General features: G+C 32.1%; 19 protein-coding genes. 16 read left to right on the forward strand and 3 right to left on the reverse strand.

Going from position 1 to position 24,998, the window contains the following annotated elements; translation table 11 throughout:
* Positions 1 to 12 precede the first annotated feature (12 nt).
* The gene (rpe, locus tag ACKTTR_RS13270) at positions 13 to 669 is read left to right on the forward strand and encodes a ribulose-phosphate 3-epimerase (RefSeq protein ID WP_408028296.1); all 657 of its coding nucleotides are present in this window, start codon (positions 13 to 15) and stop codon (positions 667 to 669) included.
* Positions 670 to 776: 107 nt separating this feature from the next.
* Here the strand turns inward: rpe and ACKTTR_RS13275 are convergent, their stop codons facing one another.
* Together ACKTTR_RS13275 and ACKTTR_RS13280 are read right to left on the reverse strand one after the other, a co-directional pair.
* The gene (locus ACKTTR_RS13275; RefSeq protein WP_408028297.1) at positions 777 to 929 is read right to left on the reverse strand and encodes a hypothetical protein; all 153 of its coding nucleotides are present in this window, start codon (positions 927 to 929) and stop codon (positions 777 to 779) included.
* Between the two features lie 126 nt (positions 930 to 1,055).
* Positions 1,056 to 1,475: a CBS domain-containing protein gene (locus ACKTTR_RS13280; RefSeq protein WP_408028298.1), complete on the reverse strand. Its 420-nt coding sequence runs from the start codon at positions 1,473 to 1,475 to the stop codon at positions 1,056 to 1,058.
* Between the two features lie 143 nt (positions 1,476 to 1,618).
* On the opposite strand from ACKTTR_RS13280, the gene ACKTTR_RS13285 reads away from it, so the two are divergent.
* The 11 genes from ACKTTR_RS13285 (at position 1,619) to ACKTTR_RS13335 (ending at position 13,047) form a co-directional block, all read left to right on the forward strand.
* Positions 1,619 to 2,251, forward strand: a complete 633-nt coding sequence (locus ACKTTR_RS13285; RefSeq protein WP_408028299.1) for a Crp/Fnr family transcriptional regulator — start codon at positions 1,619 to 1,621, stop codon at positions 2,249 to 2,251.
* Positions 2,252 to 2,316: 65 nt separating this feature from the next.
* Complete coding sequence (locus ACKTTR_RS13290) at positions 2,317 to 3,300, forward strand: c-type heme family protein (protein ID WP_408028300.1); 984 nt, start codon at positions 2,317 to 2,319, stop codon at positions 3,298 to 3,300.
* 4 nt (positions 3,301 to 3,304) lie between these two features.
* Positions 3,305 to 3,604, forward strand: a complete 300-nt coding sequence (trxA, locus tag ACKTTR_RS13295; RefSeq protein WP_408028301.1) for a thioredoxin — start codon at positions 3,305 to 3,307, stop codon at positions 3,602 to 3,604.
* A 75-nt stretch (positions 3,605 to 3,679) separates the two neighbouring features.
* Positions 3,680 to 5,008 (forward strand): cytochrome ubiquinol oxidase subunit I, encoded by a 1,329-nt coding sequence (locus tag ACKTTR_RS13300; RefSeq protein ID WP_408028302.1) that lies wholly within the window; start codon positions 3,680 to 3,682, stop codon positions 5,006 to 5,008.
* A gap of 3 nt (positions 5,009 to 5,011) precedes the next feature.
* The gene (gene cydB / locus ACKTTR_RS13305; protein ID WP_408028303.1) at positions 5,012 to 6,088 is read left to right on the forward strand and encodes a cytochrome d ubiquinol oxidase subunit II; all 1,077 of its coding nucleotides are present in this window, start codon (positions 5,012 to 5,014) and stop codon (positions 6,086 to 6,088) included.
* A gap of 119 nt (positions 6,089 to 6,207) precedes the next feature.
* A complete protein-coding gene (locus ACKTTR_RS13310; RefSeq protein WP_408028304.1) occupies positions 6,208 to 6,735 on the forward strand; it encodes a DUF2202 domain-containing protein in 528 nt (175 codons plus the stop codon).
* A 120-nt stretch (positions 6,736 to 6,855) separates the two neighbouring features.
* Entirely contained in the window at positions 6,856 to 8,169 is a 1,314-nt protein-coding gene (locus ACKTTR_RS13315) for a TolC family protein (protein ID WP_408028305.1), read from the forward strand.
* Positions 8,170 to 8,189: 20 nt separating this feature from the next.
* Positions 8,190 to 9,263 carry an efflux RND transporter periplasmic adaptor subunit gene (locus tag ACKTTR_RS13320; RefSeq protein ID WP_408028306.1) on the forward strand — a complete coding sequence of 358 codons (1,074 nt, stop codon included), beginning with the start codon at positions 8,190 to 8,192 and terminating at the stop codon, positions 9,261 to 9,263.
* A gap of 79 nt (positions 9,264 to 9,342) precedes the next feature.
* Positions 9,343 to 12,549 (forward strand): efflux RND transporter permease subunit, encoded by a 3,207-nt coding sequence (locus ACKTTR_RS13325; protein ID WP_408028307.1) that lies wholly within the window; start codon positions 9,343 to 9,345, stop codon positions 12,547 to 12,549.
* Between the two features lies 1 nt (position 12,550).
* A complete protein-coding gene (locus ACKTTR_RS13330) occupies positions 12,551 to 12,856 on the forward strand; it encodes a hypothetical protein (protein ID WP_408028308.1) in 306 nt (101 codons plus the stop codon).
* 2 nt (positions 12,857 to 12,858) lie between these two features.
* Entirely contained in the window at positions 12,859 to 13,047 is a 189-nt protein-coding gene (locus ACKTTR_RS13335; RefSeq protein ID WP_408028309.1) for a YgaP family membrane protein, read from the forward strand.
* Position 13,048: 1 nt separating this feature from the next.
* On the opposite strand, the gene ACKTTR_RS13340 is transcribed toward ACKTTR_RS13335, so the two are convergent.
* On the reverse strand, positions 13,049 to 13,852 hold the full coding sequence (locus ACKTTR_RS13340; protein ID WP_408028310.1) for a zinc-dependent peptidase: 804 nt from the start codon (positions 13,850 to 13,852) through the stop codon (positions 13,049 to 13,051).
* A 424-nt stretch (positions 13,853 to 14,276) separates the two neighbouring features.
* Between ACKTTR_RS13340 and ACKTTR_RS13345 the strand changes: the two genes are divergently transcribed.
* Genes ACKTTR_RS13345 through ACKTTR_RS13360 form a run of 4 tightly spaced genes read left to right on the forward strand, consistent with a single transcriptional unit; the run spans position 14,277 to position 24,787 of the window.
* Positions 14,277 to 17,495, forward strand: a complete 3,219-nt coding sequence (locus tag ACKTTR_RS13345; protein ID WP_408028311.1) for an RHS repeat protein — start codon at positions 14,277 to 14,279, stop codon at positions 17,493 to 17,495.
* Between the two features lie 8 nt (positions 17,496 to 17,503).
* Positions 17,504 to 23,698, forward strand: a complete 6,195-nt coding sequence (locus ACKTTR_RS13350; protein ID WP_408028312.1) for a DUF6443 domain-containing protein — start codon at positions 17,504 to 17,506, stop codon at positions 23,696 to 23,698.
* 8 nt (positions 23,699 to 23,706) lie between these two features.
* Entirely contained in the window at positions 23,707 to 24,222 is a 516-nt protein-coding gene (locus tag ACKTTR_RS13355; RefSeq protein ID WP_408028313.1) for a hypothetical protein, read from the forward strand.
* A 31-nt stretch (positions 24,223 to 24,253) separates the two neighbouring features.
* Positions 24,254 to 24,787, forward strand: coding sequence for a hypothetical protein (locus ACKTTR_RS13360; protein WP_408028314.1), 534 nt, complete (start codon positions 24,254 to 24,256; stop codon positions 24,785 to 24,787).
* Positions 24,788 to 24,998 lie beyond the last annotated feature (211 nt).

A 24,998-nucleotide genomic window follows, 5' to 3' on the forward strand; every position in this document is an offset into this window, starting at 1 on the left:
ACTTATATATTAATGGAAAAACTTGTAGCCCCATCAATTTTAGCGGCTGATTTTGGTAACCTTCAACGTGATGTTGAAATGGTTAATGATAGTAAAGCAGATTGGTTTCATATTGACATTATGGACGGTGTTTTTGTTCCAAATATTTCTTTTGGAATGCCTGTTTTAAAATCAATTGCAAAACATGCTAATAAAACTATTGATGTACACTTAATGATTGTTGACCCTGATCGTTATATTCAAACTTTTGCTGATTTAGGTGCCGACGTTTTAACAGTACACTATGAAGCTTGCACACATTTACACAGAACTGTTCAAGCAATAAAAGCTGCTGGTATGAAAGCAGGTGTCTCTTTAAATCCACATACACCAATCGCTGTTTTAGAAGATATTATTAAAGATTTAGACTTAGTTTGTATTATGAGTGTTAATCCTGGATTTGGAGGACAATCATTCATTGAAAATACTTACAAAAAAATTCAACAGTTAAAAAATTTGATTGAATTTAGTGAAGCTTCTACTCTAATTGAAATTGACGGTGGTGTAACTGATCAAAACGCTAATAAACTTGTAGAAGTTGGCGCAAATGTATTGGTTGCTGGTAGTTTTGTTTTCAAAAGTGACAACCCAACCGAAACAATTGAAAATTTAAAATCTATTATAAACTAAAAGTCAAAGCGTATTTAGAAACAAATCTAAATACGCTTTTAGTTTAACAGCCCTATAATCCCTTAAAAGGGTTACTAAATATTAATGTAATCTTGTTTAAGATAGTTTTATACTCCTCCACAATATACCTCATTCATACAAATATAACCTGGAGGAAGAGGTTCACACTTAGTACACATTACATATGTCCATCCTCCCTGAATAATTTTTTGTTCCGATTTATTTAAAACTGAACCTAAATTTGAAATGTTTTTTAACATGATAAAGTATTTTGAGTTTATCAAAAATAAATTCTACAAAACAATTAAACTCAAAAAAAACCATAATAAAAGTAAGGTTTTACCATAAATTTTAACTTCCCATATTCTTTTATATTAAAGAAAGGACTAAAACTGCTCTAATAGGTAATAAATTAAATCAGTGGTAGTTACAATCCCTACTAATTCATTATTATCTACAACTGGTAAAGCATGAAACTCCTTTTTAGCTAAAATTTCTGCAACTTCTTTTATTGTAGTACTAGAACTTACTGTTTCTAAGTTTTTAGCCATTACTTGATCTATTGTAAACATGTTATAAACTACGGTATCAACATCGGTCTCACTTTCATCAACAGCATCTGCGAAACTTATTCGCAATAAATCTGTATAACTTAACATTCCTTTTATTTCATTTCCACTAACTACTGGAATATGCCTTATATGTTCTTTCTTAAATATCTTTTCTGCAGTTATTAAATCATCTGTACTACTTAATGTAATTACATCTTTAGTCATTATAACTGAAACTGGTGTTCTTTTTTTCATTCTTGTAAGGTTTTTTGTTTTTATCTACTTCAAATTTCAGCAATAAAAACAAGTATAAACCTGATTAAAATCATAGATTATCATCTATTTTATTTCTATCTAAAATGTAATTATTTAAGTACTTTTACAAAAAACATTTTATCTTGATAGAAGATTTACAGAAATACTACGGTTATTTATTTGAAAAAGCACTGTTACAAGAAATAGCTGATGTTGCTATAGCTAAGGAAGCTAAAGCTAATGAAGTTATTATTGATATTGGAAGTTACATTACCTCTATTCCTTTATTATTAAGTGGTGCCATAAAAATCTTACGTGAAGATAAAGAAGGAGACGACTTAGTTTTATATTATATAGAAAAGGGAGATACTTGTGCTATGACACTTTCATGTTGTATGGGACAAACTAAAAGTAAAATTAAAGCTATAGCTGAAACTGATGTAAAGCTATTAATGATTCCAAAACAGAAAATGAGTGAATGGCTTAGTAAATATAAAAGCTGGCAAGAATTCATCTTACATAGTTATCATAGCAGGTTACAAGAGTTTATTGATGCTATCGATACTATTGCTTTTCTAAATATGGATCAACGTTTATTAAAGTACCTAAAAGACAAAGCTTTGGTAAATCAAAACGAAACAATTAGTGTAACACATCAACAAATCGCCAATGATTTACATACTTCTAGAGTAGTTGTTTCAAGGCTTTTAAAAGCTCTAGAAAAACAAGATAAAATAGAACTACATAGAAATCAGATTAAAGTGTTAGAACTTTAACCTTGTAACTTAAGTTACATTTTTTACAAGAGAATCGTTCTACCTTTATGATAAATATTAGAACGATGAAAAAATTAATAGCCTTACTTGCAGTTTTATCTATTTTTAGTTGTAACCAAGCCAAAAAAAATGATTCTTCTAAAAAGAATATTAAAATCACTTCAGCTGAAAAAGTAACTATTCCTCCTGGTAAAAAATTATTAGAAACAAAATGTTTTGTATGCCACAACTCCTCTACTCCAAACGACGAGAGAGTTGCTCCTCCAATGATTGCTATTAAAGCTCATTATATTGGTGAAAATACTTCAGAAGAAGAGTTCACTAATAACTTTCTCAATTTTGTATTAAACCCTACGAAAGAAAATGCAGTAATGAGAGGAGCTGTTAAACGATATGGAATAATGCCTTATCAAAAATTTGAAGAACAAGACCTTAAAAAAATAGCAAACTACCTCTATAATTATAAGATTGAAGAACCTAGTTGGTTTAAGGAGCATTGGGAGTCTAAACAAGGTAAAAATTATATTAATACTGGTAAAAAAGTAAGCGACATTCAATCTAACAAAACTTCTGAAGAAATTGGATTAGAATACGCCATGAAAACTAAAAAAACATTAGGTAAAAACTTAATGGGAGCAATTCAAAAGAAAGGAACTTTACATGCTTTACAATTTTGTAATGAAAAAGCCTACAAGTTAACTGATAGTATGGCTACAAAATTCAATGCTTCCATTAAAAGAGTTTCAGACAAACCAAGAAACCCCAACAATACTGCAAACACTGAAGAACTAAACATTATTGAAGGATACAAAAGAATTGTAAGTAACAAAGAAGAAATTAAACCTGTTACAAAACAAGCAGATAACAAAACCAAATTCTATTACCCAATTATAACAAATAGTATGTGCTTACAATGCCATGGAACCCCCAATTCACAAATAAAACCTGAAACTTTAAAAGAATTAACTCTCCTATATCCTACCGATAAAGCTCAAGGTTATGATGTAAATCAGGTACGAGGAATTTGGAGCATAACATTTAAAAATTAAAATTATGGGAAAATTTTCTGAAATAATCAAAGGAAACAAACCTGTTTTGGTTGATTTCTTTGCCGAATGGTGTGGTCCATGTAAAATGATGGCTCCTATTTTAAAAGAGGTAAAAGAAGATTTAGGAGAAAATGTTATTATTTTAAAAATAGACATTGATAAAAATCAACAAATAGCAAATACCTACCAAATTAGAGGTGTTCCTACGTTTATGCTTTTTAAAGAAGGTAAGTTATTATGGAGACAATCAGGAATGTTATATAAGAACGATTTGATTGGTATTATTAATAGCCATGTGAAATAATATCATTATTTTTATTCCTCCTTATTGCTACTAAAAAAACGTTCTTATTTAATAACCTCCTAAACTATCTTTAGTATGGAAGACATGCTCTTTTATGATAGAATGCAGTTTGCTTTCACAATTACTTTTCATTATTTATTTCCACAGTTAACCATGGGGCTATCGTTGATGATAGTTTTCTTTAAATGGAAGTTTTTAAGAACTAAAATTGAAAAATACAACGATGCAGCAAAATTTTGGATGAAAATTTTTGCTTTAAATTTTGCTATGGGAGTTGTTACTGGAATCCCAATGGAATTTCAATTTGGAACTAACTGGGCAAAATTCTCTGAACTTACTGGAGGCATTATTGGACAAACTTTAGCTATGGAAGGAATGTTCTCTTTCTTTTTAGAATCTTCCTTTTTAGGACTGTTTTTATTTGGAGAGAAAAAACTAGGACACAAACTTCATTTTTTAACTGGTTTTTTAGTCTTTTTAGGCTCTTGGGCAAGTGGTTTTCTAATTATAGCTACACATTCTTGGATGCAAAATCCTGTAGGCTATGAAATATTGGCCAACGGCAAGTTTGTGTTAAATAATTTTTCTGCATTATTTTCTAACCCTTGGTTATGGCCTTCTTATTTACACAATCAAGCAGCTTCCTTGGTTACTAGTTCTTTTGTAGTAGCTGGTATAGGAGCTCTTTATCTCTTGAATAAAAAACACTTAGAGTTTGGAAAACTATTTTTAAAAACTGGGGTTATTTTTGGAGTTATAGCGTCTATTTTAGTCGCTTTCCCTACTGGTGATTTAGCGGCCAAAAATGTTGTCAAATATCAACCTATAACCTTTGCCGCTATGGAGGGTATATTTGAAACAGAAAAAGGAGGCTCTGAAATAGTGCTAATTGGACAACCAAATATGCTGGAGAAAAAATTAGATAATAAAATAGCAGTCCCTAACATCTTAAGTTTTTTAACCTACCAAGAATGGAATGCAGAGATTAAAGGGCTTAATGAATTTGATGAAAAAAACTATCCAACAAATATACCTGGACTATATTATGCATATCATATAATGGTAGGTTTAGGAACTATTTTTATTGCATTAATGTTAGCTAGCATTGTACAATTATTCAGAAAAAAATTATACCAAACAAAATGGATCTTATGGTCTTTACTCTTCATGATTCCATTTCCTTACATTGCCAACACTACTGGCTGGTATACCGCTGAATTAGGACGCCAACCTTGGTTGGTTTATAACTTATTACGAACATCTGCTGGGGCATCTCCTACAGTATCCTCAGGAAACACTTTATTTACTCTTTTAGGGTTTATAGGTTTATATCTACTGTTAGGAATGTTATTTCTAATTTTAGTTGGAAAAATTATTAATAAAGGACCTCAAACAACACATTAAATTATGGAGCTTTTTTGGTATATAGTATTAGTTACGATGTTAGCCGTTTATGTTATTTTAGATGGTTATGATTTTGGTGCAGGAATTATTCACTTATTCTTCGCAAAAAAAGAAGAAGATAAAAAGAAAGTCGTAAAAGCTATAGGTCCTTTTTGGGATGCGAACGAAGTATGGTTAATCGCTGCAGGTGGTGTTTTATTTTTTGCTTTTCCAACTTTATACGCTTCTTCTTTTAGTGGTTTTTATCTCCCTTTAATGATGGTTTTATGGTTACTAATTTTTAGAGCTATTGGTTTAGAACTTAGAGGACAAATACACAATAGAATATGGGAAAGTATTTGGGACAAAGCTTTTGGAGTTGCAAGTTTACTTCTTGCCTTATTTTTTGGGGTGGCACTAGGTAATGTTGTACGTGGTGTTAACCTAGGAAACGTTGTAGATGGTGTTTCTACTCATGAGGCACATTATTTTTTCCTCCCTTTATGGAATTCGGAATTTTCTCCTCATTCCGAAACACTTGGAGTTATAGATTGGTTTACTTTACTTCTGGGAATTATTGCAGTAGTATCACTAACAATTCACGGTGCTAATTGGGTCATTTTTAAAACCAATGCTAGTATTAATAACCAACTAAAAAAGGTTGTTTTTGCTCTTTCTTTTGTTTTATTGGGGCTAGTTATTATTTCATTAATCGCTTGGCATGTTATAGAGCCTAAACCATTTCATAATTTCATAGAGCATCCTTTCCTTTGGATATTTCCTTTACTAACGTTTGTAGGATTGTTTGGTTTATTCAACGTAAAAAAATATACAAAGCACATCACAGGTTTTTTATATTCTTCTTTGTTTTTATTAGGAGGTTTGGCAACTACAGTCGCTTCAATTTTCCCTAAAGTTTTGCCTTCAACTAATAACATAAATCCTGATTTAACAATTTATAATGTAGCTACTAATGAGTATGGGTTGTCTGTAGGCTTGAATTGGTTTTTTATAGCTGCAATACTGGTAGTTGTTTATTTTGTTATTCAGTATAAAGTTTTTAAAGGAAAAATGGATGATGTAGACTATGGCGAGCATTAGTCTACTTCTTTATACTTAACTAAAATACATTCCATTAAAACCTTACTCCTATGTAACTAAAGTTGCAGACAACAGCCTTTACAATATTTAAATTAGTATGTAATTTAAAAGCTGTTATCATGAAAACTTTAAACACAATAGGCTTGCTATTCTTATTACTTTTTTCAAGTATTAGTAGCTCTTGCCAGAATACAGACAACACAAAACTTACTCTTTTTCAAGAAGAAAAAAACGAAATGCTCTTTATGCTAGAAGAAGAAAAACTAGCATTTGATATATATAATGTTCTTAATGAAAAATGGAACCTACGTATTTTTGAAAACATCAATCAAAGTGAAAAGCGACATATGAACGCTATGAAAAACTTACTACAAGTCAATCATATCACTTTTATCTTAAATAAAGAAAGAGGTGTTTTTAAAAATTCTGAACTTCAAAAGTTATATGATGAGTTAATAAGTAAAGGACAAAAATCTAAACTAGATGCACTTGAAGTAGGTAAGTTAATTGAAGAAAAAGATATTAAAGATCTACAGTTAGCTATTAAGAGCACTAATGACGAATACAGTATAAATGTATATACCAATTTATTAAACGCTTCATACAATCACCTAAGTGCATTTAACAGAAACATTTCCAAGTATTAGTTGATTTTTAATTGTTAGTGAAGAACGCCTAGACTTTTGTTTAGGCGTTTTTTCATTGTAACATTAGTTACTGACTACTGTGTTTTATGCCACTAAATTTGCTATAACAAAATAGTTAAGATGAAAAAATCATATGTTAGTTTATTTATAGTGGCCTTTTTAATGGCTACTACTATAAAAGCTCAAACTAAAACTTCAATTTCCAAAAGTGAGGTTTTAAAAAGAGTTCAGGAAAATAACACCTCATTAAAAATATTCGAGCAAAATTATGAAGAAGCGCGTGCTGATTACAAGCAAACCAATGCTGTTTTCTTGCCAAATATTACCGCTTCTCATACAGGAATTGTAACTACGAATCCGCTAATGGCATTTGGTAGCAAATTGAATCAAGAAATTTTAACGCAAGCTGATTTTAATCCAGATTTATTGAACAACCCAAAGCGAACACAAAATTTTGCCACTAAAATTGAAGTACAGCAACCTTTAGTGAATTTAGATGGTATTTACCAACGTAAAGCCGCTAAAACTAAAATGGAGGCGATCAACTTGCAAACGCAACGTACTCAAGAATACTTATTACTTGAAGTAGAAAAAGCATACATGCAATTGCAATTAGCTCACAAGGGAATTTCAGTATTAGAAAAAGCCTTAAAAGCTGCAGAAGCAAACCAACAAATGGCAGAAAATAGCTTTAAGCAAGGATATTTACAACGTGCTGATGTACTAGCCGTTGAAGTTAGAGTTACCGAAGTAAAAAATCAATTACAAGCAGCAAAAAGCAATGTGCTAAATGCTTCTAACTACTTGTCTTTTTTAATGAATGAAGAACAAAACAACATTTATGAACCTTCAGATAGCTTACAAGTAAACCTAACCAATCAGTTAGTAGATATTACGATTTCAGAAAATCGTTCCGATATTAAAGCAATGGAGTTAGCTTCTGAGGCTTATCAAAAAATGCACAAAGCCGATAAAATGGATTTTCTTCCTCGTTTAAATGCTTTTGGTAGTTACGAATTATACGATGATAAAATTTTCAATGCAGATGCTAGTGGATATGTAGTTGGAGCACAATTAACTTGGGATATTTTCAAAGGTTCTAAACGCTACGGAAAAGCGCAAAAAAGTAAAGCTCAGTATGAAAAATCAAGATTAGAATACGAGCAGTACAAATCTAAAAGTCAATTAGAATTAAACAATACTAAACGATTGTTAACTGATGCTGAGGAACAGTTAAAACTAACCGAATTGGCTTTACAACAATCGGAAGAAGCCTTACGAATCAGAAAAAACAGATTTAAAGAAGGACTAGAAAAAACATCCGATTTATTAACCGCTGAAACGCAATACGCGCAAAAACAATTAGAATATTACCAAACTGTATATCAATATAATTATACCAAAGCTTATTTAGATTTTTTAACTAAAGAATAATCAACAGTAAAAACGAACAAATGAAGACTATATATACAATCGCTCTTGCCACATCACTCTTAGCAATAAGTTGTGGTAAAAAAGAAACAACAAACAATAGCAACAAACCAACAGTAGCTGTAAAAGTTACTAAAGTAACCGAAAATGATAACAATCCGTTTATAACCGTAAGTGGAAAAGTAGCAGCTACCAACAGTGCTGAATTAAGTACTCGTATGATGGGCTATGTAACCAACATACACGTAAAAGTTGGTGATAAGGTAAATAAAGGTCAATTATTATTATCAATCAACAACAGTGATTTACAAGCCAAAAAAGCACAAGTAGAAGCCAATATTATTAAAGCGAAAGCAGGATTTTCAAGTGCTGAAAAAGATTACAATCGTTTTAAAAACTTATTTGAGCAGAACAGTGCTTCTCAAAAAGAATTTGACGATATCACTGTTCATTACAATGTTGCCAAAGCGAATTTAGAAGCTGCAAAACAGATGAGAAATGAAATCAATTCTCAGTTTGCTTACACGAATATCAGAGCCCCATTTTCAGGAGTAGTAACAAACAAATTTATCGATAAAGGTGCGATGGCGAATCCTGGAATGCCTTTAATTTCTGTAGAAGGAAAAGGCGGGTTTGAAGTAACTGCGTTAGTGCCTGAAAGTGAAATTTCTCAAATTAAAAAAGACACAAAGGTTGATGTAGCTATCAAATCAATCAACAAAACAGTTACAGGAAAAGTATCGGAAGTAAGTACCTCAGCAAAAAACACAGGAGGACAATACTTAGTTAAAATTAACCTAGATAAAACCGATGTGAAATTGTTATCAGGAATGTTTGCTACTGTTCAGTTTCCTGTTGAAAAAACACAAAAAAGCACTAACATGGTTTTAATTCCGTCAGAAGCTTTAGTACACAAAGGACAACTATCAGGAATTTATACGGTAAGTCAAAGTAATACTGCTGTGTTGCGCTGGTTACGCTTAGGAAGAACTTTTGGAGATCAAGTAGAAGTTTTATCAGGTTTATCTGCCAATGAAAGTTATATCGTTTCTTCTGAAGGTAAACTTTACAACGGAGCGAACATTACAATTCAATAAAATCAATTTGAAAATTTGAAAATGAACCAATCATCCCATTTTCAAATCATCAAATCAACAAATTTTCAAATTATATAAAATGAAAGAAGGTTTAGCAGGAAAAATAGCCAAAGGGTTTATAGGCTCTAAACTTACCATATTATTAATGGTAGTGTTTATGGTAATTGGTGTGTACAGTTCTTTTTTAATTCCGAGAGAAGAAGAACCACAGATTGATGTCCCTATGGCTGATATTTTTGTAGGATATCCAGGAGCGAGCCCTACAGAAGTAGAATCGAGAGTTATCAAACCCTTAGAAAAAATAATTTCTAACATCAAAGGAATAGAGTATGTATACTCTACTTCGATGAAAGAACAAGGAATGGTCATTGTTCAGTTTTATGTGGGAGAAGACATCGAGCGCTCGTTTGTAAAGCTGTACAATGAAATTAACAAACATATGGATCAAATGCCGAAAGGTGTTACGATGCCTTTGGTAAAAACACGTGCAATTGATGATGTACCTATGTTAGGGTTGACATTATGGAGTGAAAACTATGATGACTATCAATTAAAACAAATGGCACAAGAACTTACCAACGAAATCGAAAAGGTAAACGATGTAGCGATTACTCAAAAAATTGGAGGTAGAAATCGTGAAGTACGTGTGGTCGTAGATAAAGATAAGTTAGCCGCTAGTGGACTAGACTTTTTATCGATTACTGAAATGCTAAAAGCTAGCAATCAGCAACTAAGTGCAGGAAGTTATGATAAGAATGATAAAGAGTTTTTAGTGACTACAGGAAAATTTTTACAATCGGCAGAAGATGTAAAAAACTTAGTGGTTGGTGTACAACAAAATCAACCTATTTATTTAAAACAAGTTGCAAAGGTACTAGACGGACCAGAAATTCCTAAAAACTATGTAAGTTTTGGGTACGGACAAGCGAGTAGTAATGCTTCGACGTATCAATCAGAATATCCGGCTGTAACTATTTCGGTAGCTAAACGAAAAGGGGCTGATGCAATGCAAATTGCCGATGTTATTTTAGCTAAGGTTGATCATTTACGTACCAACTTAATTCCTGATGATGTACATGTTGAAGTTACACGTAACTATGGTGAAACAGCCTCTCAAAAAGTATCAGAATTATTATTACACTTAATCGGTGCAATTATCGCAGTAACGTTAGTGGTAATGTTAGCCATGGGTTGGCGTGGTGGATTGGTCGTTTTCTTATCGGTTCCCATCACCTTTGCACTTACCTTACTAAGTTACTACATGTTAGATTATACCTTAAACCGAATTACCTTGTTCGCCTTGGTATTTGTGACGGGTATTGTGGTAGATGATTCCATTATTATTGCCGAAAATATGCACAGGCATTTTAAAATGAAGCGACTACCATTTAAACAAGCTGCCTTGTATGCTATTAACGAAGTAGGAAACCCAACCATATTAGCAACCTTTACCGTAATTGCTTCGGTGTTACCAATGGCGTTTGTATCTGGATTAATGGGACCTTACATGAGTCCGATGCCTATTGGGGCTTCTATCGCTATGATATTATCACTGTTTGTTGCATTAACGATTACTCCGTATTTAGGATATATTTTCTTACGCGAAAAAGACAAGCATGGTGCGGAGGATAAGGTAGAAGAAGATGAAGCTAAAGCAATGCAAAGTACATTGATTTATAAGTTGTATGATAAATTCGAGCGCCCACTTATTGAAAACAAGACCAAACGTTGGACATTCTTAGGAATCACTATTCTTTTATTGCTAGGTTCTATGTCTTTATTCTTTACCAAATCGGTAGCTGTAAAAATGCTGCCTTTTGACAACAAGAACGAATTCCAGGTAGTAATTGACATGCCTGAAGGTACCACATTGGAGCGTACCGACGCTGTAACCAAAGAAATTGCACAGTACTTAGCTACACGACCAGAAGTCGTAAACTACCAAAGTTATGTGGGTACTTCTGCACCAATTACCTTTAATGGATTAGTTCGTCATTACGATTTACGTGGTGGTAGTAATATGGCAGATATTCAGGTAAACTTAGTTGACAAAAAAGATAGAAGTATACAAAGTCATGATATAGCTAAGTTGATGCGTGGTGATATTCAAAAGATCGCCAAGAAGTTCAAAGCAAATGTAAAATTAGTCGAAGTTCCACCAGGACCTCCTGTATTATCAACTATTGTTGCGGAAGTATACGGACCAGATTATGACAAGCAAATTGAAATTGCCAACGAAGTTCAAAACATCTTACACAATACCAACGATGTCGTAGATATTGATTGGATGGTAGAGGACAATCAAACGGAATATGAATTTGTAATCGACAAAGAAAAAGCAATGTTATACGGTGTGGCTCCTCAGCAAATTGCTTACACGTTAAACATGGCATTGTCTAACAGAGCGGTTTCAACTTTATATGATGAAGATGCTTCTAATCAAGTAGGAATTGTGTTTGCTTTGGATGAAAAAGAGAAATCTTCTGTTCAAGATATTGCTCAATTGCAGATTAAATCGCAACATGGTAACATGGTTTCGATAAGTGATTTGGTTACTATTGAAGAAAAGAACAGTGCAAAAAGTATTTACAGAAAGAATCAAAAGCGTGTAGTGTATGTAATGGCTGATATGGCCGGGGAATTAGAGAGTCCTGCCTATGCTATTTTAGGAATGGAAGAAAAGTTGAAAGAAATTCCACTTCCGAAGGGATATGAATTGAACGAATTATACATTAAACAACCCGATTTTGAAGATGATTACACCGTAAAGTGGGATGGTGAATGGCAAATTACTTTAGAAGTGTTTAGAGATTTAGGAATTGCCTTTTTAGGAGTCATCATTATCATCTATATGTTAATTGTAGGATGGTTTCAAAACTTTAAAGCTCCAATTGTAATGATGGTTGCAATTCCATTATCAATGGTAGGAATTATTTTAGGGCACTGGATGATGGGTGCTTACTTTACTGCAACTTCATTTATTGGAATGATTGCTCTCGCAGGAATTATGGTTCGAAACTCCGTTTTATTGATTGACTTTGTCAATTTACGTTTAGCAGAAGGAGTTCCGTTAAAACAAGCCGTGATTGAAGCTGGTGCTGTTCGTACCACTCCTATCCTATTGACAGCAGGTACGGTAGTTATTGGTGCGTTTGTAATCTTATTTGATCCTATTTTCCAAGGATTGGCTATCTCTTTAATGGGAGGAACAATTACAGCAACCATATTAACCTTGTTAGTAGTACCATTAGTATACTATTTAATCGAACGTAAAAACTATAAGTAAAATGAAACTATTAATCATAACCGTAGTTGAAGGGCTTCAAAATGAAGTAATGAAACTCTTAAAAGAAGCAGCTATAGATAATTTTAGTGCTTCAGACATTGAAGGTTTTCGGAATTCTTTTCCTGTAATTTCTGTAAATAATTGGTTTTCTGGAAATGAAAAAGCAACAGAATCATATATGTATTTTTCATTTACTGAAAACGATAAAATAGACAAACTTTTTAATTCAATTGAAACCTTTAATAAAAACTTAGAAACAAATAATCCGATACGAGCTGTAGTAGTTCCTATTGATAAATATATTTAATTATGAAAAATAGAATTGTACGTGGTATTGCTGGTAGTTTTATACTTATCAGTTTAATCTTAGCCATCAAAGTAAACATAAACTGGTTATGGTTTACTGCTTTTGTAGGAGCCAACTTATTACAATCATCATTAACCAAATGGTGTTTACTAGATGATATTTTAACCAAGGTTTTTAAAGTAAAAGATTAATTTATTCTATGGAATAATTCAACATGAGTTGAATCTTTTTATACAATTGTGGAAATTGTTGCTGTAAATCTTCTGGAGTTTCAAAAAAGTGCTCCATAATTACAGCAACAAATTCCAATTTATTTGTCAGCGCATATTCTCTAAAATATCTAGAAGTTTTAATTCTTTCTACATTAGCTTCATCTTTCATGAAACTTGTTATTTCTTCAAACAATCTGTAATAAATGCGTGCGCTTACGTCTTTTGATTTTCTTCCGTGAAAGGTTAAGGCATGCGAAAACTCATGAATACCTAAGTTTAAATTATCGTTTAAAACAATATCTCCCAGTAAAAAATCTTCCCAAGAAAATACAATAGATTTTAGTCTTGGATTAAACTCTCCTTTATGATATTGTTTAGTTATTGTTGAATAAAAACTAGTGGGATATATTATAATTTTATCGAAAGTTGTTGTAAGGTATTTACGCATTCCAAAAGTTAATTTAATATACGATGCTGCTATTAAAACTTTTGCTTCTGGAGTTAACTCAAAGTCATCTCTTTCAACAAAATCATAGGTTCTGATAAACTTGGTCAATCGATGTTCAAAATATACTTTTTGTTTTTCGTCTAGTTTTTTATAGAACCTTACATTTTCAACTAAAAATTCTTTCTTTTTCTTAGGCAATTTCTTCTTTATTGGGTAAAAATGCACGAAAATAGGTTTGTTAAATATGTACACATAAATAGACTCTACAACATTAACTCCAACCCCTATAAAGCCTAGAAAAAAAGCGGTATATTTTATAAGAAAAACAGGTTTCATACTAATTTTAAAAAAGCTCTAATATAAGCCTATATAACTTATAATTACATTTTACAATATAACCTCTATATAAAAACTACCTAATAGACATTAAACTACTACTTTTTTGCCATTGTAAAATGTCCAGTTTAGTTGTGTTTTTTTAATGATTGGTTTTTGGTGAGCTACACCACATATGAATATTCCTGTATTATAACAAATAATTAAGTTTTCGTATTCTTCTATACTCACTTTTGCTTTTTATTATAGAGTTTTATTATTACATTAAAGTTTAGGTCTATTTAAGAGTTTTTCTTTTTACAAAATCCTTATAAAATTATTAAATTTATAATTATACTTAAAAAAAAGTTGTAATAAAAAACTAATAATCATAAATTTACAGCGAAAAGAAAACAAATTGCTAATTTAAACACTATTCTTTTTTATGAAAAAAACTATGTTAAGCATTGTAATGATGCTGTTTTGTGTATGGGGATACGCACAAGAGTTACCTACAATTATTCCACCTTCTCCAACAAGTTATGAATTAGGCAAATATGGAGATGTTAATGTAGGTTATTTTAATGGAACTATACAACCATCTATACCTGCCTTTGAATATAAAACAAGTAACTTAAAGGTTCCTATATCTTTAAGTTATAGTTCAAATGGTATCAAAGTAGACCAACTTGCTACAAATGTTGGTTTAGGATGGAATTTAAATATTGGGGGAGTGATTTCAAGAGTTGTAAGAGGAACACCTGATGAAGATAGAAATACACAAATACCACAAAGTATAATTGGTAATTACAATAGTGATGAAGCAATTCAATATTTTGAAAGTTATTCAATTGGAAATAGTGATGTAGATACTTCAGTAGATGTATTTAACTATAATTTTCTAGGAAAATCAGGGAAGTTTGTTCTCGATGAAAATAAAAACATAGTTCAGTTAGAACCTAATGGTTTGAAAATAGAAATGATAAATGGTTTTACAATAACTGATGAATTGGGAGTGAAATATTATTTTTCTGCTTATGAAAGTACAATGAATAGAAGTTATGGCGCTGGACATAACTTATGGACGCTCGAAGCAAAGACAGCATGGTATTTAACCAAGATTAGTCATCCGAAAGGAGATGAGATATATTTTAGCTATGCATCTGATAGTAGTCATACCTATGATTCAGGAAAGAGCCAATCTTTAAAAGGCTTATCAACTCTTTTTCAAGAGTCTTGTCCAGAACAAGGAGTTTCTAGCGGTTTTTCTCCTACTCAGGTTTCAACTTACATGACTAGAATAGTTGGAGCAAAAAAAATTACAGAAATAACTAATAACCTAACATCTGACAAAATAGTTGTAAACTATAAATCAAATCCAGAAGTTAATATAGATAATTTAATACAAAAAATAAGCCTTTACAATGAAGAAGGTTTGGAAATAGAATCTTTAAATTTAAGCTACTTAACAACTCCAGTAAACAGAGTTTTTCTAAACGACGTTACTTTTAAGGATATAAATAAAAGATATTCTTTTAAATATATAAGTCCTGAACTTTTACCTGAAAGGTTGTCTTTTAGCCAAGACCATTGGGGGTACTATAACGGGAAAAACAATTCTTATTTTTTTCCTAATCCTTCTAAAATAGATATTATAGGGGGGATTTTAGGAAATCAAAACATTGGAGCTGATAAAGAAATTAGTACTATACATTCTCAGTATGGTATTTTAGAAGAAATCACATATCCTACTAAAGGTAAAACGATGTTTGAATATGAGAATAATTCTTATTGGGGAACAGAAGAAATAATGCCAGAGAAAGAACAAAAAAGTTTAGTTGTAGGAACTAATCCAAGTGAATTCAGTAAAACTGATTTTTTAACCATAACAGATGTCAAAATATCACAAGAAGTTGACTTAAATAAAAATATATCTTATAATAGTTATGACTGTGACCCTAATAATGAAATTCCCCATCATACCCAAGCTACTATTACAATAGAAAATTTAACAGAATCACAAAGTGCTATTATCTTTCATAGAACTACTACAGGAAATTATTCATTAGGGAATTCTATAAATATATCTCCTTCTAACACTTATCCAAATACTTATTTAAACCTAAAAGAAAACTGTGATTATAAAATAACATTATCTGTCACAAAGCCTTGCCTTTCCTCTAATTTAAATTTCAGTTATTACAAAGGAGCTTCTACTATAATTAATAAAAACATCCTTTTAGGTGGATTAAGAATAAAAAAACAAGAAAACGTATCTACTACAGGTCAGACAGAAATAAAAGCTTTTTTTTATGGTAGTAAAGAAACCCCAGAGGTATCTTCAGGAAAAAAAGGAAATACGCCTTGGTATATTTCTAATGTAACCACAAGAACATTGTGTGATGGTAGTAGTGAAACTGGTTCTTGTCAATATGTCGATAATTATTATCAGTATTTAAATTCCTCAAGTTTGAATAATTTATATAATTCTTCTTCTTTCAATACGGATTATCGAAATGTTACAATAAGTTATGGAGGTGTTAATTTTGAAAACGGAGGAGAAGAGCATGAATACATAATAAACCCTGATAGTCCGGGATATATTGTACGTGGTAACCATATCCATGAAACACCACTTAATAATTCAGGATGGAGTAATGGTCTTTTAAAAAGACAAACATTATTTAAAAAAAATAATTCAACAATCCTTAAAATAAACGAAAAAGAAAACCTCTATACTAAAGACAGTAGGTTAGATAAGGTAGTGTATGGTTTAAATATAAAAAAACAATTTAATATCATTTGTCAATTTGCAAGCCCTAACATAAGTAATTTAGAAAACCTTGATGTTATGGAAACAAGGAACTATGAAAACTGGCATTATTTATCACAAACTACAGAAAAGCAATATGATAATAATGGATTAAACCCAATAACTACTACTACCAATTATTTTTATGATAACCCTAATCATTTACAACAAACCAGAACAGAAGTTATAAACAGCAAAGGTGAGGTTATAAAAACAGAAACTAAATATGCACATGATGTAAATGATACCAGGTTGATAGATGAACATCGTATCGGAGAACCTTTAGAAGTAATAACCTATAAGGATGCTTATTTATTAAATCATCAAAGAACAATTTACGATAGTAGCCATAATACATCAAACTTATACTTACCAAATAAAATTCAAATAGCTAAAGAAGGACAAATATTAGAAGACAGAATTATATATCATACCTATAATGATAAAGGTAATCCTGTAGAGGTAAGTAAAAAAGATGGTACCCATATTGTATATATCTGGGGGTATAATCAAACTCAGCCTATCGCTAAAATTGAGAATGCTACTTTGTCAGACATTTCAACAACTATTATTTCCGATATACAAACTAAGTCAAATGCAGACAATGACAGAACGATGGGAAGTATAGGAAATGAAGGAGCTTTACGTACAGCCTTAAATACCTTAAGAACCTCTCTTCCAAATGCTCAAGTAACCACTTTTACTTACGACCCATTAATAGGAGTTACGAGTATTACTGACCCAAGAGGACAAACCATATACTATCAATACGATGATTTTAACCGATTAGAATTTATAAAAGATGCCGACGGGAATCTTTTAAAAGAACATAAGTATAACTACAAAAACTAATTTTGGCTATGAAAAATATACAATTAAATTATGTATTAGGAATTATATGTTTTCTTTTTACTGTTTCTACTATCCATGCACAGAAAAAAGAAAACACAAAAAAAGATAAGAAAGAAAAATCTTCTAATGTAGAAGTATTTAAAGCTCCTCCCCCTCCAGATGATCCAGATGAGCCAACCTATCCTTGGAACAGAGATGCCGATGGGGATGGTTATGGAGACCCCAATGTTCAAATAGAATACCCTACAAAACCTACTGGCTATGTAGCTAATAAAAGTGATTGTGATGATGGCGACCGAAATATTCATCCAGGAGCTCTTGAAATATGTGATGGTATTGATAATGATTGTGATGGACAGATAGATGAAGCACCTAAACCAAGTACTCCATCAACACCAACAATTACTAAAAATTGTGGAAACACAGTACTAACAAGAGGAACTCCACCTAGTGGAATCACTTGGTATTGGCAAAGTAGTAGCTCTGGAACCAGTACCTCTAACTCTAGTTCAAGCATAACCAGAACTAGCGGAACTGTTTATTATCTAAGAGCTAGAAATAACACTACAAGGTGTTGGAGTAGCGTAAGAAGTGTGAGTTATAGTATCAATACGGTACCTAGTACTCCATCAACACCAACAATTACTAAAAATTGTGGAAATACAGTACTAACAAGAGGTACTCCTCCTAGTGGAATCACTTGGTATTGGCAAAGTACCAGCTCTGGAACCAGTACTGCTAATTCAAGTACGAGTATTACCAGAACTAGCGGAACAATCTATTATCTAAGAGCTAGAAATAACACTACAGGCTGTTGGAGTAGCTCTAGAAGTGTAAGTTATTCTATCAATACAGTACCTAGTACTCCATCAACACCAACAATTACTAAAAATTGTGGAAATACAGTGCTAACAAGAGGAACTCCTCCTAGTGGAATTACTTGGTATTGGCAAAGTAGTAGCTCTGGAACCAGTACCGCTAATGCTAATTCAAGTATTACCCGAACGAGTGGAACTGTATACTACTTAAGAGCTCGTAACAATACCACAGGGTGTTGGAGTAGCACAAGAAGCGTAAGTTATACGATTAACACCCTACCAAGCACACCATCAGCACCAACAATCACAAAAAATTGTGGAAACACAGTGTTAACAAGAGGAGCTCCTCCCAGTGGGATTACTTGGTATTGGCAAAGTACCAGCTCTGGAACCAGTACTGGTAATTCAAATACTAGTATTACGAGAACTAGCGGAACTGTTTATTATCTAAGAGCTAGAAATAATACAACAGGGTGTTGGAGTAGCACAAGAAGTGTAAACTATAGTATCAATACGGTACCAAGCACTCCAAGTACACCAACAATCACTCAAAACTGTGGAAATACAGTGCTAACTAAAGGAAGTTCTCCTAGTGGGGTTACTTGGTATTGGCAAAGTAGTAGCTCTGGAACTAGCACTTCTAATTCAAACACGAGTATTACTAGAACTAGCGGAACTGTTTATTATCTAAGAGCTCGTAATAATACCTCAGGGTGTTGGAGTGGCGTTAGAAGTATTACTTATAGTATTGACTCTCCTCCAATATGGTACGCTGATACAGACGGGGATAGTTATGGTGATGCGAATACCACAACTAGTGCTTGTCAAGCTCCTAATGGATACGTAAGTAACAATGATGATTATGATGACAGTAATAATTTAATTACCAATATTGCGCCAAAGAATTACTATCGAGATATAGATAATGATGGTTATGGAAATTTATCTGTAAAAGTATATCAAAGTAGCGCACCAACTGGCTATGTTACCAACTCTTTAGATTGTAATGATAGTAATGCTGCACTTCACCCCAACACTAAATGGTATGCTGATACAGATGGAGATGGTTTTGGAGACCCTAATTCAGTTAAAACTCAATGCGCTCAACCTAGTGGCTATGTATTAAGTAAAGAAGATAATTGCCCTACTATAAAAGGCACTTATTTTGGTTGTGACGAAACTCAGACGAATTATAGTGCCCCCAATTTAAGTGATGAAAACTATGTGTTTATTAGAGAGTATCAAGAGGCCAAGGCTACGCCTAGTATGATTGCTAAAAATAGTGATGTAATAGAAAATATCACATATTTTGATGGATTGGGAAGAGCCAAGCAACAAATAGCTATTAGAGGAGGAGTTAAACAAAGTTCTTCAGCAGCTCTTAATTTATTAGCTTCTGATTGGTTAGAAGGTATGGGTAGCACTTCTTTTTATAACCAAAATGGTTCTACAGCTGAAAACCAAAGAGTATTAGGAGCTAGTCCAAGAGGAACAAAAGAGGTGTTATGGTTATGTGGAAATGATGTAACAAGTAATGCAGACGGAGGATGGAATACCGATTATATTGCTATAGACAATACTAAATCATACCGTTATACAGTATGGGTAAAACGAACTGGAAGTCAAAATGGGAGAACATACCATGGAACACAAAATGTAAACAACTTAAGCGGTACAGCTAATAACAATCCTTATTTTTGGAGTGGTGACTTACCACAGTTAGATACTTGGTATTTATTAGTAGGAATTATTCACCCAGCAGGATATACTGGCTCAGATAAAGGAATTAGTGGTGTGTATGATATTAATGGAACAAGAGTGATTGATGGAACTGAATTTGTATGGGATAGTAGCACTACCACATCTCGTTTTAGAAGTTACTTATACTACTCAACAGATGTTAATACTAATCAATATTTCTGGAATCCAGTGTTGGAAACTGTAGATGGTACAGAATTAAGTATTGATGCAATAGTAGGAATCACTAGTACAAAAGCAAATGACATTGTTACACATATAGAATACGATGAATTAGGACGCCAGACTAAAGAATACCTCCCCTATGCTGTTGAAAGCGCTAATGGGGCAATTGTAACAGGTGATGTAGCTACAGCTACAAAAAGCTATTACCAAATAAAGCATAGCGAGGATTTTGCAGGCGTAAACTTACCTGATGTAAATGCTTATTCAGAAAAACAGTTTGATGGCTCACCACTCAATAGAGTACTAAAACAAGCGGCTCCGGGGGAAGCATGGAAATTAGGTAACGGACACGAAATTGAATTTGATTATAGTTCTAATATTTCAGGAGAAGTAAAAAATTACTATGTTACTACTTCTTTTGCTGATAACACCTATACTCCTACTCTAGAGCTTAGCTCAGTGAATAATGGGTATTATGAAGCTAGAGAACTTTTTAAATCTATTACCAAAGATGAAAACCATGATGGAGGTGCAAGTAAGTTACATACAACTGAAGAGTTTAAAAACAAGCAAGGACAAGTAATTTTAAAACGAACGTATGCTTTAGTATCTGGTATTGAAACAGCTCACGATACCTACTATGTATATGACGATTTTGGAAACTTAACCTATGTATTACCACCAATGATTGATGCTTCAACAAATACTTTGGCTGTAATAAAATCTAAACTGGATGATTTAGGCTATCAATATGTATACGATAACAGAAACCGACTCGTAGAAAAGAAAATACCAGGAAAAGGTTGGGAATATATTGTTTATGATAAATTAGATAGGCCTGTACTTACTCAAGATGCTCTGATGAGAAAATCAAATAACTTAGATTTAAGCTATGATAGATGGTTAATTACAAAGTATGATGTCTTAGGAAGAGTGGCTTATACAAGCTATACAGAAAATAACGGTACTAGACCTTATTTACAAAATGTGGCTATTACAGGAAACTACACTCAATTTGAGACAATAACCTCAAAACAAACTTATGGAGGAGCGGATATTTATTATACAAAATCTGCTATCCCTAATGCGGTTACAGGTGTTTATACCATCAACTACTACGATACGTATATTGATTTACCAGATGGTTTAGAACAAACTGTTACTACCAGTTACGGAATAACCTCCACTAGTCGAACTAAAGGTTTAGCAACGGTGTCTAAAGTCAGAGTTTTAGGCACAAACAACTGGATCACTACAGTTACCTATTACGATGAAAAAGCACGTCCTATTTATGTGTATTCTAAAAATGATGAATTAGAAACTACTGATATTGTAGAAAGTAAGCTAGATTTTTCTGGTAAAGTATTAGAAACCAAAACTACGCATAAAAAGTCAGGTAAAGCTGACATTGTAACTATAGATAGCTTTGAGTATGACCATGTAGGAAGAATGACCAAGCAAACACAAAAAATAAATGCACAAGCTACAGAAACTATTGTAGCTAATGAGTATGACGAGTTAGGACAATTAAAAACCAAAAAGGTAGGTGGTAATTTACAAGAAGTAGACTACACCTACAATATCCGAGGTTGGTTAAAAAATATAAACCAAGATGGTAAAAATGATAACGATTTGTTTAACTTTACTATCAACTACAACAATCCAACAAACGGAGCTACGCCCCTGTTTAATGGGAATATAAGCGAAACTTCTTGGAATACATTAAGTGTGAATAATACAAGTAATCCCGTGAGTACTAATTATGTTTTTTCGTATGATGCACTGAACAGAATCACAGCAGCGACAAGCGATGCAAGCGGAAATTATAACGTATCAGGAATCACTTACGACAAGAATGGTAATATCAAAAACTTAACCCGAAACGGTTGGCAAAACAGTGCTACATTTACCAATATGGATGTTTTAAGTTATGACTATGGTAATACGAATCAATTAAATTATGTTACTGATGGAGGTAATAATAATTACGGTTTTATAGACGGTAACAAATCTGGTAATGATTTTGAGTATGATAGTAATGGTAATATGATTATTGATAGAAATAAAGGTATTACCAACATTACTTACAATCATCTAAACTTACCTCTAGAAATAAAGGTTGATAACTCCGATAGTAAAAAGATAAACTATACCTATGATGCTATGGGGACTAAGCTAAGGAAGGTGATTAATGACAATGGGAATATTACAACCTTAGACTATGCGAATGGGTATACTTATGAGAATAATACATTGGAATATTTTCCAACAGCAGAAGGTTATGTAAAGAAAGACAATACAGGGTTTAAATATGTATATCAATACAAAGACCACTTAGGAAATGTACGATTATCATATACAGACAATAATAATGATGGCATTATCACTGCTAGTTCAGACCCAAGCACAACCGAAATTATAGAAGAAAATCACTACTACCCATTTGGTTTAAAACATGAAGGTTATAATACAGCTAAGAATATAGGTGTTGGTAGTCATATAGCTCAAAAGTTTAAATACAATAGTATAGAACTAGAAGAAGCTTTAGGGTTGGATTTATATGAAATGGATATGCGTCAGTACGATCCTACAATAGCTCGTTGGACTTCCATAGACCCAATAACTCATTATTCGTTTTCAACATATAGTGCTTTTGATAATAACCCTGTCTATTTTGCAGATCCATCAGGTGCAGACAGTTGGACATATGTTTCAGATGGAATATATAGAAATAATGAAACAGGAGAAGAAACAACAAATTGGCAAAGAGCCATCTCTGAAACCCAAAGTCATTTTGGAGAAGATTCAGAAAAGAATCCAAGTTTTAAAATAAACATAAATAACTCACAATCAATAGCTGGACCGCATGTAAGTATTCAGGGACAAGTTACTTGGGGGATACAATTTAGAGAGGGACAGAAATTTTTAGGTTTTGGAGAAAAGGTAGATGCAGGACTATATAAAGTACTTGGAAAAGCAGAGCTATTATGGAGTAGTAAAACTGGGTTTATACTGAATGTGGAACTACCTGAGAGTATTGAAGAGTTTTTAAAACGGGAAAGTGACTATACATTAGGTTACAATTCATCGATGGGAATTGGAGGTCAAATTTCAGGAACAATTGATGCAACAGGTAAAGCCACTTTGGATGAAGGAGGTTTTAATGAAGGTCCTTTTAACCTTACACTTAATAATTCTGGAGGAAGTGCAGGTGTTGAAATTTATTCTAAATCCAAAACTATATCTATGTTAAGCTTTAGTGGTTCAATATCAATAGAAAATGTGGACGTTAGAACGAGAGGGTACGGTGGCACTTCTGCTGATGGTATGGCATTAAGTAAAACCGCTCGTGATGGTTACTTGAGAATGATGCAGCATAATAGAGTTGATAGAGAAAATCGAAAGTGGATTCTATTAGCTAAGGCTTTAAGAGCAATAAGAAGTGGTAAAGGAGCAAAATAAATTTCATTATGTATTTATCGTTATTTAATAATTTTATAGGGAATGAAGCTAATTTTCATTATATGAAGGGTAGTCAAGACTTAATCAAGAAGGAAATTAACTATCAAATAGGTTTAAAATTTGCACAAAGCCACCTATTTACTAGCCATGTAAAGAATGATTTTGATTTTGATTTAGAAAAAATCAAAAAAAGTATATTAATAGGAAAAGATTTTTCATACAGAGTTAAAGGAAATATTGTTAATGACAATAAAGGTATATATATTGAATACTATCTGAGCTTGTCAAAATTTTGGCTTAAGCACTTAAGTTTATGTATCACTCCTACTATTATTTTTATGTTTATTTTTAGTCATTATAATCTTATTTATCTATATATCCCTCTGGGATATTATTTGGTTTCTGATTTTTTATTTAGTATACTAAAACTCCGTAATAATATTAAAAGTAGAGAGGATTTTACAACCTTTTTAAATGAAATAAATGATAAAATTAAAAATAATAATACTAATTCTAGGAATTAGTTGTTTTCAGTGTTTAGCTCAAAAAATTAATTTGAAGATTAATAATTTAGAACTAAATCTTGATGAGAACCTAATTTTAGAAAATAGGTGTGAATATAAAGCGAGTGAATTTGGATACTTTGAACAATTTAAGGGCATTAGTTTATATCTACCTGTTTCTACACTTAAATACAAGTCCCTAAACGAAAAAGACAAATCTTATATTTATGACTTAAAAATAGACAACAGTCGCATTATCTTAACTGTTACTGAATATCCTGAAAAGGATATATCATTAGAAGATTTGGTTTTATTGGATTTTTTAAAATTAAAATCAGATCGTCAGTTACTTAAAAACTATCGTTTTGGGTTGGAAAGAATACAAGACAGTTCTTTTTATTGGGTTAGAGAAGTAACTCCAAGTCTAGAGTTTAAATTATATAGTACAATGTTTTATTATTTTAATAATCATTCAAAAAAAATATATCTTCTAAACTTTTCTACATCTGATTTTAATAACTGTAAAAATAATAAATTGATGATAGATGTTTTGAATGAAATAGTAGTGAGTAAAGGGTCGGATTAGCAGGTAGTGTATCAAACTGTTGCCATTCTCTCTCCGAGATATTTCTACAAAAAACTGTTCTATATAAGGGAATTGGTAGTGTAGTAAAAAGGTGCTTTTATAAAATGACAGAAATTTTATATTGATAATCAGTTAATTAAATAGACAATAAGCCTCTGTTTAGAGGCTTATTCACGTTCATTGAAATAGTAGAAGCCTCTTAAAACCCATT

Origin of the sequence: Tenacibaculum litoreum (genome assembly GCF_964513915.1) — a bacterium.
Lineage (GTDB): Bacteria > Bacteroidota > Bacteroidia > Flavobacteriales > Flavobacteriaceae > Polaribacter > Polaribacter litoreum.

Coding starts and splice junctions, on each gene's coding strand:
- rpe (WP_408028296.1), top strand. CDS start 13: ATGGAAAAACTTGTAGCCCCATCAATTTTAGCGGCTGATTTTGGTAAC.
- ACKTTR_RS13275 (WP_408028297.1), bottom strand. CDS start 929: ATGTTAAAAAACATTTCAAATTTAGGTTCAGTTTTAAATAAATCGGAA.
- ACKTTR_RS13280 (WP_408028298.1), bottom strand. CDS start 1,475: ATGAAAAAAAGAACACCAGTTTCAGTTATAATGACTAAAGATGTAATT.
- ACKTTR_RS13290 (WP_408028300.1), top strand. CDS start 2,317: ATGAAAAAATTAATAGCCTTACTTGCAGTTTTATCTATTTTTAGTTGT.
- trxA (WP_408028301.1), top strand. CDS start 3,305: ATGGGAAAATTTTCTGAAATAATCAAAGGAAACAAACCTGTTTTGGTT.
- ACKTTR_RS13300 (WP_408028302.1), top strand. CDS start 3,680: ATGGAAGACATGCTCTTTTATGATAGAATGCAGTTTGCTTTCACAATT.
- cydB (WP_408028303.1), top strand. CDS start 5,012: ATGGAGCTTTTTTGGTATATAGTATTAGTTACGATGTTAGCCGTTTAT.
- ACKTTR_RS13310 (WP_408028304.1), top strand. CDS start 6,208: ATGAAAACTTTAAACACAATAGGCTTGCTATTCTTATTACTTTTTTCA.
- ACKTTR_RS13315 (WP_408028305.1), top strand. CDS start 6,856: ATGAAAAAATCATATGTTAGTTTATTTATAGTGGCCTTTTTAATGGCT.
- ACKTTR_RS13320 (WP_408028306.1), top strand. CDS start 8,190: ATGAAGACTATATATACAATCGCTCTTGCCACATCACTCTTAGCAATA.
- ACKTTR_RS13325 (WP_408028307.1), top strand. CDS start 9,343: ATGAAAGAAGGTTTAGCAGGAAAAATAGCCAAAGGGTTTATAGGCTCT.
- ACKTTR_RS13330 (WP_408028308.1), top strand. CDS start 12,551: ATGAAACTATTAATCATAACCGTAGTTGAAGGGCTTCAAAATGAAGTA.
- ACKTTR_RS13335 (WP_408028309.1), top strand. CDS start 12,859: ATGAAAAATAGAATTGTACGTGGTATTGCTGGTAGTTTTATACTTATC.
- ACKTTR_RS13340 (WP_408028310.1), bottom strand. CDS start 13,852: ATGAAACCTGTTTTTCTTATAAAATATACCGCTTTTTTTCTAGGCTTT.
- ACKTTR_RS13345 (WP_408028311.1), top strand. CDS start 14,277: ATGAAAAAAACTATGTTAAGCATTGTAATGATGCTGTTTTGTGTATGG.
- ACKTTR_RS13350 (WP_408028312.1), top strand. CDS start 17,504: ATGAAAAATATACAATTAAATTATGTATTAGGAATTATATGTTTTCTT.
- ACKTTR_RS13355 (WP_408028313.1), top strand. CDS start 23,707: ATGTATTTATCGTTATTTAATAATTTTATAGGGAATGAAGCTAATTTT.